Source organism: Corynebacterium tuscaniense (assembly GCF_008693065.1).
GTDB lineage: Bacteria > Actinomycetota > Actinomycetes > Mycobacteriales > Mycobacteriaceae > Corynebacterium > Corynebacterium tuscaniense.
Genome location: NZ_VXKH01000054.1, coordinates 1 through 10,606, shown reverse-complemented (window position 1 = coordinate 10,606; position 10,606 = coordinate 1). Strand labels below are relative to the sequence as shown.

The 10,606-nt window shown below is 55.7% G+C and carries 11 protein-coding genes and 1 pseudogene; all 12 read right to left on the bottom strand.

All coding sequences use genetic code 11. The annotated features are described in order from the left end of the window. Nucleotides 1–291: 291 nt before the first annotated feature. A pseudogene (locus F4V54_RS08790) lies at nt 292–420 on the bottom strand (NUDIX domain-containing protein); the annotation flags it as partial. Nucleotides 421–732: 312 nt separating this feature from the next. Continuing rightward, nucleotides 733–1,533, bottom strand: coding sequence for a YwiC-like family protein (locus tag F4V54_RS08785; protein WP_150386895.1), 801 nt, complete (start codon nt 1,531–1,533; stop codon nt 733–735). 380 nt (nt 1,534–1,913) lie between these two features. After that, a complete protein-coding gene (locus F4V54_RS08780) occupies nt 1,914–3,377 on the bottom strand; it encodes an integrase core domain-containing protein (RefSeq protein WP_150386894.1) in 1,464 nt (487 codons plus the stop codon). A gap of 99 nt (nt 3,378–3,476) precedes the next feature. Then, nucleotides 3,477–4,058 (bottom strand): NADPH-dependent FMN reductase, encoded by a 582-nt coding sequence (locus tag F4V54_RS08775; protein WP_022862715.1) that lies wholly within the window; start codon nt 4,056–4,058, stop codon nt 3,477–3,479. 40 nt (nt 4,059–4,098) lie between these two features. Continuing rightward, nucleotides 4,099–4,368, bottom strand: a complete 270-nt coding sequence (locus tag F4V54_RS08770) for a hypothetical protein (RefSeq protein WP_034666257.1) — start codon at nt 4,366–4,368, stop codon at nt 4,099–4,101. Beyond that, nucleotides 4,352–5,377: a class 1b ribonucleoside-diphosphate reductase subunit beta gene (gene nrdF, locus F4V54_RS08765; protein ID WP_150386893.1), complete on the bottom strand. Its 1,026-nt coding sequence runs from the start codon at nt 5,375–5,377 to the stop codon at nt 4,352–4,354. The genes F4V54_RS08770 and nrdF overlap by 17 nt, the downstream gene beginning before the upstream one ends. A gap of 51 nt (nt 5,378–5,428) precedes the next feature. Beyond that, nucleotides 5,429–7,624 (bottom strand): class 1b ribonucleoside-diphosphate reductase subunit alpha, encoded by a 2,196-nt coding sequence (gene nrdE, locus F4V54_RS08760; protein WP_034666261.1) that lies wholly within the window; start codon nt 7,622–7,624, stop codon nt 5,429–5,431. A gap of 67 nt (nt 7,625–7,691) precedes the next feature. Continuing rightward, entirely contained in the window at nt 7,692–8,111 is a 420-nt protein-coding gene (gene nrdI / locus F4V54_RS08755) for a class Ib ribonucleoside-diphosphate reductase assembly flavoprotein NrdI (protein WP_033399510.1), read from the bottom strand. A 146-nt stretch (nt 8,112–8,257) separates the two neighbouring features. Next, on the bottom strand, nt 8,258–8,938 hold the full coding sequence (locus F4V54_RS11860; protein WP_022862719.1) for a metal-dependent transcriptional regulator: 681 nt from the start codon (nt 8,936–8,938) through the stop codon (nt 8,258–8,260). Nucleotides 8,939–9,307: 369 nt separating this feature from the next. Then, nucleotides 9,308–9,727 carry a single-stranded DNA-binding protein gene (locus tag F4V54_RS08745; protein WP_150386892.1) on the bottom strand — a complete coding sequence of 140 codons (420 nt, stop codon included), beginning with the start codon at nt 9,725–9,727 and terminating at the stop codon, nt 9,308–9,310. 91 nt (nt 9,728–9,818) lie between these two features. After that, the gene (locus F4V54_RS11515) at nt 9,819–9,962 is read right to left on the bottom strand and encodes a hypothetical protein (RefSeq protein WP_170253140.1); all 144 of its coding nucleotides are present in this window, start codon (nt 9,960–9,962) and stop codon (nt 9,819–9,821) included. Between the two features lie 159 nt (nt 9,963–10,121). Continuing rightward, the coding region (locus F4V54_RS08740) for a DUF4192 family protein (RefSeq protein ID WP_150386891.1) at nt 10,122–10,606 on the bottom strand (485 nt) is incomplete at its 5' end.

The following is a 10,606-nucleotide window of genomic DNA, read 5'->3' as shown; positions in this document are numbered from 1 at the left end:
CCCGAGCGCGCCGCCAAACTACACCAGCGCGCTGGCCTGCCTACCGACCACGCACATTGAAGCCGATGACGCCGGGGGTGACCAAGGGGGCGTCGCCAAGCAGGGCGTGGATGTTGCCCTCTCTCTCAACCGCACTGGTGACCGCTTTCGGGCGCTACTTCTTGTCATCCTTGCGGCGGCCCTGCGACATAGGGGCGCGCATGAAGCCGCCACACTACCCCTGCTGACCTGCGGCGTTACTGGCGGAGGATCCTGTGGCGCTCGCCGCGCTGGTCGTCGCGCCGCAGAGGCCACCTGCCCCACGCCGAGAAGCGCTTCGATGCGGCCATCAAGACCAATCTCTTCTTTAACCTCGCGCAGTGCGGTCGCCGTAATCTCCTCACCCGGTTCGCAAATCCCGGAGATGGGTCCCCACCCCCCTCACTCCAAGGACACAGACACGTGGCGTACGGGGATAAACCACAAAGCAAAAACGGACATTCCGGCAGTTCATGCACCACGTCCTACTGTGGAAACCAACTGCTTTCGCTTGGAAAACTTCCCCCGCGGGCAGCTCCGCCGCCACCCGCTACTGCCTGCGCGAACGCCACGTCTCCCCATCCCGTGAAGTACGTCGATACTTTGATCATTCGTCGAACCGTCAACTACATCCCGATCGGAACTTCAATCAGTTCAGCGGCCGGTAGCGCTATCATTTGCTCACCAAAGTGACGCTGCAGCGAATGGGGAGCCTCAGAGCAGCACGACGATGACCACCAGCACCGTGATGACGGCGTCGAGAAGTCCGACGATCTTCGGCGTCCATGGCTTCTCACGACGTGCGCCGGTGATCGGCATCAGCGTCGCCCGCGCGAGCAACACGACGGCCACGACGATGATCGCTGGGTGGAACGGATGCCCGCCGGTGCCGAGCACGGCGACGACGGCGGCGACAAACACGACGACGTGATAGCCCACCGACCCGATGAACCAGGGCCTGGAGCCGCGTTCACGGATAAGCGTCTTCACGTAGGGCACAGTGCCGACGAAGTACGCCAGGTACACGGCAAATGCGGCCCACGCCTCCGCATCCAGGCCTCCCCCGGCCCACGCGGCCACCGGCAGGATGAGGCAGGCTGCTACGACAGTGGAGACGCCCGACAACAGCGACCTCGGACGCCGCTTCCATGCCTCGAATACGGCTATGGCCACCAACGGCGCGAACGCCGGGACCCACATGAGAAGCCGCCAGTCGAAGATCAGCGTTGTCACACCCGCGATGGCGGCGAGCGACCCGTAGACAAGGACCGGGGGCCGGTTGCGTTCGCGGAAGCGCGAGCGGATCCAGACGCTGCCGGCGAAAAACGTGAAATAGCCGAGCCACCAGGTCAGCAACAGGGGAATCGCAGTCCACGACGGCGCCAGAATGACGCCGGTGATAGCGGGGACGGTGACCATAAACCAGGCGCCGTGTTGGTCGGGCACCCAACCGGGTGAGCGTCGGCGTGTGCGGGGGTTGCGCGGCACGCTACGCTGCGCCTGGCTCTTCGACATGTTTTCACCCTACTGATGCGAATCCGTGATGGGCAATTAGCGTGGTCTTTTCCGTCGATTCGAAGCACCCGGCACCGCGCCGCTGTCGTCTTTCGACGGCCCTGGCCTGGCTAAGCACACCAACCCATAAAGCCCAGGTTGTTTATGAAAGGCCTGATCTAACCCCCACGCCAGGCTGAACCAGACACACTTTTGCCGCTTAACCCTCGCATTTCCGCGCCCTAAACGATCATTGAGAACCAATTAGAATTATTCAGAATCATGTCTCTAGTGCACCACATAGCCCGCCTAAGCGTGTTATGTCCATAGGGTTTTTGGACATGGAGTCCGGTGTCTTTTTGGACACGGAATCCATGGTGTTCTTGGACATTTCTAGCGGCTTATGGTTGTAGCCTGCGTTTCGGTCGGGGCTTGGATAGTTTCGGGTTCATCTGGGGTGGTTGGCGGTGTTTCATTCCTTCGACGAGGTTGATGTTGACCTGACCACCTGGTGGCCGGTGGCTCAACGTGATCGGCAGGGGCACGCTGAAGAGGAATTCACCGTCATGGGCCGTGTAGAACTCCGCAGTGTTATCGGCTGTGACCGTGGAGTAGAGTCTGCGGTTTTTAAACCTCAGGCCAATGTAGAGACCGAAGCCGCACACGCGTACAACGCCATCTTTGCTCACACAGAGTTGGTCTGGGATGCCCCAATAGTTTGTTGAATGTGTCGTAGGCATCGTTAACGTAGGGGTATCGGTGGGAGGTATGCCTTGCTGAGCTGCCATGTCATCGGTGTTGGCCTCGTGTGAAGTTGCCGCTTCCGCGGGGCCGTTTAGCATGTCGGATACAGCTTGTGGATTGTGCGCCTGGTTATAGGCAACTACGCGGGCCCAGATCTGATCAGGATCAAGTGGTTGCGTAGGCGACGGTGCCTTGGGGAAAGTATCGAAAGCCTGGCGTGGTGTGATGTGCATCTTGCCGACCAGTAGTGATTGGTGGCGTCGTCGCTCGTTGTAAACCTGGCGATATTCAGCCAGATATGTGTTGACCTCAGCAAGGCTGACTGGGTGGCGTGCATCGAGGAACTGGGTCAACGTACGGTGAGATCGCTCGTCTTTTCCCTGGGTTGTCGGGGCGAAACCAGCAATAGCAAGTACACCTTGGCTGGCGAGCCAAGTTTCAGTAGCAGAGAGAAAACCCCGGTGGTAGGTGGCGAACGCATCGCCATTGTCAGAAAGGATTTCTTGAGGTTTGCCGTAGGCGGCGAATGCAGCGGTGAGCGCAGCGCGCGCATCAGTACCGTTTTCCGGTAGAGCGAATGCTGTGGTTCCGACATCAAATCTGCTGGCATCATCGATGATCTGGTAAATCGTCACGAGCGTGTGCGCATGGTCGAAGAGGCGATAGACCAGTCCGTCGATCTGCCAGAGTTCACCAACGAAATCGCGGGCGAAGCGCTTATAGGAACTCCGCGGCCGTTTGCGGGCATTGGCATCAACAAACCCAAGCTCTTGTAGCCACAAGGCGATGGTGGAACGCGACGGGGTCCGATCGGCACCGATAGAGTCGAACAAGAAGTAGTAGATCGACCAAGGGCCATAATCCAAGCCGTGCTCCATCAAGTGTTGCCTGGCGTGGATGACTGCGTTTTTGTCGGCTTCGTCAAATTTCTTAATCGGATTCTTCGGGGCAGTCGAATCCGGCACAATACCTGCTCGGCCCTTCTGCGCTATCCGGTTTTTGATGTTGTGGTACGTCTGTCGCGAGATCCCCAATTCTTTGCAAAACTGTGTGACCGTCTTGCCGTCACGAACTGGATCGAAATCTGCGATCTTTCTGCGCTTATGCAATGGAATAGCCATCCGGCTATTCCACCGCCGTAACCGTCCAAAAAGCCACTAGACATCCCGTCCAAAAACCTCCTGGACTCCGTGTCCAAAAAGCCACTAGACATCACATCGCTAGCTGTGCTTGGCTGTTAATGTCATGTCGACCAACTGCAGGAAGCGTATAACGTAGTCTTTGACAAAGCCTGCGGTGCCTTCATTGAGATGGCCGGAGTCTTCGAAGAGGGTGGGGGATTGGCCAAGGAATACCTCGGGCTGACCAGGAAGCGGCATATCGAAGTAGGACAGGGCGAGCCGGAGGTTCTTCTGTGAACTGTAGCCGCCCATGCGGCCTACAGAGTGACTGATGATACCTGCGGGAAGGTTCTTCCAAGCCACATCCGAGTTGGGCTTGGAACCGATGTCCACTGCATTCTTGAGACAGGCAGGGATAGTACGGTTATTTTCCGGGGTAACAAAGAGGACGCCGCTCGAGTTCTTGATGGTGTCGCGGAAAGTGGTGTACTCAGCTGGAATGGGCTTGTCCGTGACCGAGGGGTCATCGTAGTCGAAGTCATAGAGCGGCAAGTCACGGATTTCAACGATGTCTGCCTGGTAGTTTTCAGGGATCATTGTGAGCACTTCGTGTGCAATCTTGCGCGCAAATGAGCCGCGGCGCAGGCTGCCGACGATAACACTAATGCGTGGGGTGGTCATAGGAAGTCCTTTCTTCTTAGTTGGGCGTAGGTACGTGCGATCAAGGGAGAAAAGGCTTGCAGCCAAAGGCAGGCGGTGGCCCGGCGGCGTGGGCGGCAGTAAGAAAGTTATCCACTTTGTCTTCTTCATGGCGGAAGTACAGTTCGATGAGTCCTAACAGTCCCCCGAGGACGGCCTCCCGTGCGGCGGACGTATCCAAAAGCCGCATGGCTGCTGGTTGGTTTCCTTCGCGGATGGCTTCAAACAGCGCGATGGTCTCAAGCCAGCTTCCTTGGTCTGGTCGTGGAAACGGTTTAGAAATCCCAGTCATCATCACTCGTTTCTTCAGCGGTGCCAATGACATAGGAGGAACCGGAGCCGGAGAAGAAGTCATGGTTTTCATCTGCTCCAGGTGCTAGGGCAGCGAGGATTTCCGGGTTCACTTCCGTTTCTTCAGGTGGGAAGTAGTCCGGGTAGCCCAAATTCATGAGCGCCTTATTGGCGTTATAGCGAACGAATACAGCTACATCATCCATGAGCCCCAACGGCTCATATAGCTCGCCGGAATAATCCAGCTCTAGGGCATAAAGCTCTTCGAGCAAGGAAATAGTGAAATCATGCATCTCCTGTTGCCGTTGTGGAGCAGACGTTTCCAGTCCGCGCTGGTACTTGTAGCCTGAGTAGTAACCGTGCACTGCCTTGTCACGCAGAATGAGGCGAATCATGTCTGCCGTATTTGTCAGGGTGGCGTGGACGGAAAAATGCAGGGGAAGATAGAAACCCGCGTAGAGAAGCAGCGAGGAAAGCAGCGTCGATGACACTTTGCGCTTGAGTGGATCGGGTCCAAAATAATGAGTGAGCACTTTTTTGGCGCGTGCCTGGAGAAGGTCATTATTCACCGCCCAGCGGTATGCCTTATCAATTTCTTTCGTACTGCTCAAAGTAGAAAACACTGAAGAGTAAGAACGGGCATGGACTGATTGCATGAAGGCGATGTTGGTATACACGGCCTCCTCGTGCTCGGTGCGGGCATCTTGGATCTGACAGATTTCGCCCACAGTGGCCTGGACGGTGTCCAGGGTGGTGAGTCCCGTGAACACCCGCATGGTGAGGTTGCGTTCCTCCGGTGTCATCCTCTGCCACGCCGGGAGATCGTTTGAAAGTGGAACCTTTTCTGGCAACCAAAAGTTGGCGGTGAGGCGGTTCCACACTTCAAGATCCTTCTCATCGCTCACCCGATTCCAATTGATGGCGCGGATGCGGGCTGAAGGGTCATGCCGGTAACTTGGCGGCGTAACTGAGATGCTGGTTAGCTCAGCAGTGTTTGATGTTGAAGACATAGCTTCTTTCTTTCTTGATGGATGGTTGTGAATGAAGGAAGGACCGTGTTCCTACAGAGCACAGGAAACGCAGCCTTCGACCTCGGTTCCCTGGAGTGCAGGTTGGCGTAAACGGATGTAGTACAAGGTCTTGATTCCGGCTTTCCAGGCATAGATTTGTGCCTTGTTGATGTCCCGCGTAGTGGTGTCAGCGGTGAAGAACAAAGTCAGGGAAAGCCCTTGGTCCACGTGTTGGGTGGCCATAGCGTAGGTGTCGATGATTTTTTTGTACCCCACGGTGTAGGAGTCATCGAAATACTCCAAGTTGTCGTTGGTCATTTCCGGTGCGGGGTAGTACACGCGCCCCAAGCGGCCTTCCTTGCGTATTTCAATCTTGGAGGCAATCGGGTGTATGGACGCGGTGGAGTCATTGATGTAGGAAATTGATCCAGTGGGTGGAACTGCCTGCAAGTAGGCGTTGTAGATGCCGTCTTGCATCACTTGGTTCTTGAGCCATAGCCAATCCTCGCGTTGAGGAATCTGCACGCCAGCCTCATGGAATAGCTGTTTTACGTGGTCAGTGGCCGGCGCCCAGTCTTGGTCGATGTACTTGTCGAAGTAGACGCCAGTGGCATAGGTGGATTCTTCAAAGCCAGTGAATCGTTGACCTTTCTCAACCGCTAGCGCATGGGATGCACGGAGCGCATGATAGGTCACGGTCAGGAAATAGATATTTGTAAAGTCCAGTGCTTCGGCGCAGCCATAAGGAATACGCTTGGAAGCCAGGAAACCGTGGAGATTCATTTGGCCCAACCCGATGGCATGCATGGATGCATTACCGTGAGCGATGGAAGGAACAGCTTCGATATTTGTTAGGTCTGAGACCTTCGTGAGAGCGCGCACCGCGGTTTCAACAGTTTCCCCAAAGTCCGGTGATTCAAAAGCTTTAGCGATGTTGAGCGACCCTAGATTGCAGGAAATGTCCTGGCCAACGGTGGTGTAGTTACCTGAGGCGCCGTAGGTGGATGGCGTGTTGACCTGGAGGATCTCACTACACAGATTGGACATATTGATATGTCCTTTGAGGGGATTAGCGCGGTTGACCGTATCCTCAAAGAGTATGTAGGGGTATCCAGATTCAAACTGAAGCTCAGCCAGCGTGGTGAAAAACTCGCGGGCCTTGATAGTCGTATGAGAAATTCGCGGATTGGAAACCAGCTCGTCGTAATACTCGGTGATAGACATGTCAGACATGGCTACGCCGTACTCGCGAGCGATGTCATACGGGCTAAAAAGATGCATATCCTTGTTCTCTTTGGCCAGCTGGAAGGTTATATCTGGAATAACAACTCCCAGCGAAAGAGTCTTAATGCGGACTTTCTCATCGGCATTTTCCCGCTTGGTATCCAGGAAACGAAGAATATCTGGATGGTGCGCATGTAGGTAGACGGCTCCAGCGCCCTGTCGAGCGCCCAATTGGTTGGCATAGCTGAAGCTATCTTCCAGAATTTTCATGACTGGGACTACGCCGGAAGCTTGGTTCTCAATCTTTTTGATTGGGGCTCCGGATTCGCGCAGATTGCTCAGTAACAAGGCCACACCACCGCCGCGTTTTGAAAGCTGCAGTGCAGAGTTCACGCTGCGGCCAATGCTTTCCAAATTGTCTTCGATGCGAAGGAGGAAGCAGGAGACCATTTCGCCACGCTGGGCTTTTCCTGCGTTGAGAAAAGTAGGGGTGGCGGGCTGGAAGCGTCCGGTCATGATGTCATCCACCAGCTTCTCCGCAAGCTCTTCATCGCCCTGTGCAAGGTACAAAGCTGTGGTGGCGACGCGTTCTTCGTAGCCTTCCAGAAATCGCGAGCCATCAAAGGTTTTCAGTGCGTATGAAGTAAAGAACTTAAATGCGCCGAGGAAAGTGCGGAACTGATGCTTGGCTCGGTGGGCTCTGTCGTACATAGTGCACAGAAAATCGTCATCATAAAGCTCAAGGAATTCCCGCTCGTAGTATTCGTTATCAACCAACCACTCCAAGCGCTGCTTGGTGGATTCAAACTGATGCATGCGGGGAGTGACATGGTGCGCTAAAAAGTCTTGTGTTGCCTCAATGTCCTTGTCGAACTGGATTCTTCCCGAATCGTCGAATAGGTTCAGCTGCGCGTTGAGTGCATGGTAGCTCTTGCGCTTACCGACACCGCCGGCATCGTCTGCTGAAGCGGTGCGGGGCGTAGGGCCAATGGGCTGTGTGGGGGTGGCCTTAAGTGGCGGCATTGTGGTTTCCAATCTGTGTGTTGCGGATGTGGTCTTCATTTTGTTGGAAATCAATGGGGTGTAATTGTTAGTTGCTTTGCTGCTCCCAAAACTTGTGAAGGCCCTGCTTTACAGCGGCAACGTCCTTCTGCGTGCCGAGTAGCTCGAAGTGATACAGCTCTGGAACGTGGCACTTAGCGGAAATGATGCGGCCGGCGACGCAGTAAGCGCTTCCGAAGTTGGTATTGCCTGAGGTAATCACGCCCCGGATAAAGGAACGGTTGATTGGGTCATTGAGGAAGTCGATGACCTGTTTGGGGACTGCGCGTTTGAGCGAGCCACCGCCGTAGGTTGGAACGATGAGTACGTACGGGTGTGAAACCTGGATCATTCCGGTTTTCTTGGGCCGCAGTGGAATGCGCACTGCGGGTCTATCTAAGCGTTCGACGAATCTTTTTGTGTTTTCAGAAACGCTAGAAAAGTACACCAAATCTGGTGAGTCTGACATGACAATCCTGCTCATCCTGGCCTTAGCCATAAGTGGGATAGGTGATGATCGAAAAGATTAACTACGTACTACCGTAGTTGCAAACTACGCCGCACCGTAGTTTTTAAAAGGGCAGGTAGGGACAGGATTAATGAGAAAGGGAAAGACTACAGGCTGTGGTGTGCTACAAACACTGCGTCCGTAGCTGGGCGCCCAAGTACTACCCACTGAGTACTGTCGGCTACCTGTACTTCGAGCGATTCTGAAAAGGGCGTTCCTTCGCGCGTGGTAAGAACAGCCCCAATGACGATGCCTTGCTCTTTGAGGAAGGCCAGCAGTTGTGGGTCGGAATCAGAAATGCGTTCCACGGTCACCTGCGGTTGTGCGCCGCTGTCGGTGAGACGGTGCGCACTGGGGATAGTGACCTGTCCATCAACCGTAGGGATAGGGTCGCCGTGTGGATCCCTAGTGGGGTAATTGAGGAACTTATCCACGCGCTCTATGAGCATGTCAGACACCGCGTGTTCAAGATTTTCGGCTTCATCATGGACCTCGTCCCACGTATAATCCAATGCTTGAACCAAAAAAGACTCAAGCAATCGGTGGCGGCGCACCATGACCAATGCGTACTGCCTGCCAAGTTCGGTTAACTCCACAGAGCCATAGGGCGTGTGTGACACGAGCCCTTGCTTCGACATTTTGCGCACTGCATCGGAGACCGAGGAGAGCTTGAGTCCCAGCTGTTTCGCTATAAGTGTGGCGGTAACGGGCTCGGATGACCATTCCTTTAGCCCCCAGATAGCTTTCAAATAGTTCTGGGTACTGGTGGACAGCTCAGAAACAGACATGAGTAAATGTTAACCCAGCTTCCGTATGCGCCTTAGGCGCTGTGCCCCAACGCTCATAGCGAACAGAGGCCAAGTTTGAGAGGAATGCCGGTAAGGTGGGGCCAGTTAAAGCATTCTTCACTTGAAGGAGAACCACTAATGTCTGAGAAGATTTCAATGAACTTGAAGTGCGCCAGCGTAGTGCGTAATGGAATGGCTAGTACACAGTGCAGTAAAACAGCGCATGTAATGGCTCATGTAATGCACTGTGTAGAGACAGAGCGTCTGGAGCAGGAGTATCAGCGCTCCCGTACTGGACGGCGACGGCGTTATGCGTGGTCTGTGCTGAAAAAATAACCCCGCAGGTTTCCCTGCGGGGTGTTGTTGCAACTAGAACGGCACTTCTTCAGAGTCATTAGCAGCAGCGTTATCTGCGCTGTTCTCGCGGCGTGCTGCTCGTGCCTCAGACTCCTTCTTGGAGTCGATCAGCTGCACAGTGTCGATGCGCGCTACCAGCGGATAGTGCTTGTTGCCGTCCTTATCGGTGTAGTTGTCAGTCTTCAGCGAGTAGCTCACTGCAACGCGATCACCAGCGCCGATGCATCCGAAGACGCCGAGGTTCTTGGCGTCAGCCACGTAGCCAGTGAGTTCGACAATCTCGGACTCGACCTTGCCGGTGGTCTTGTTCTTGAAGGTGTTGCGCGCATAGACGCTGAGCTTCACCGTCGCACCGCCGTTTGCGTGCTCGAACAGCTTCGGTGCGCGAGCTGCGTTGCCGACGATGGTGCCGTTGTTGAAGGGGTTGGACATGATGGTTCTCCTTATCTGAGTGGGTGTGATTTGCCGTGCAATTTGGGTACTTAAGCAGCGGCTTTGCTGCTGCGGGGTGGTTGCGCTGTCGCTACAGCACTGCCCAGGGCAGCGGTGTGCCTGCCGCCTCTAGGTCGCGCAGTTCTTGTGTTGCGCCCGGATCGGCGTCCTCGCCGTCGATGCCGTCGGCGAGCTGGTAGAGCAGTTCCAGGTCGGTGTGGATGAAGTCGCGCATCAGGTGCCTCCTTGTTCGGATTGGTGGTCAATCCGTCTGTTGGAGACAGCTCTGCTGTCTAGGGGTCGCTCCCTTGCCTCGTTGAGGTGTCTGTCGTCGCAAGCCACGGCCGACGAGAAATAGAAACCCCGTTGCATCGCTGCAACGGGGTGTGTGGGATTACTCGGCGAACAAGATCGTTCGGGTCTTCTCAGCGCCCTCGCGAACGAGTTCAACCATCCGCTCGCCTTGGCCGATGTCGGTCAGCTTGGCCACCAGAGACGGGAAGTTCTCGTCTGGCCCGATCTCGGTGGCTCGCTGCGCAGCCACGCCAGCCAGCCCCGGCTGGCCTGTGGCGTGCGCGAGCACGGCAACAGTGGCCGTGAGCTGCGAGCGCATCCCTGGCCAGCTGGTCGGGACGGCACGCATAACCTTCTCTATAAACGCAAGGCCCGCCTGCGGGTCATCGAGCAGCGCTGCAAGCAGCGTGTCTCGCAAGCGCGGCGTGGTGAAGCATTTCAGCGCGGATCGAACAGCGCGAGTGCTCGGCTGGGTCATCCCTGCCGCCGCCTGCTCGTACTCACGCTGCAGCACGTCGGAGAACATGGGCGGGATATACGCCAGCGCGTCTTCGATGATGTCGGCGTGCTCGGCAGCGTCGATGC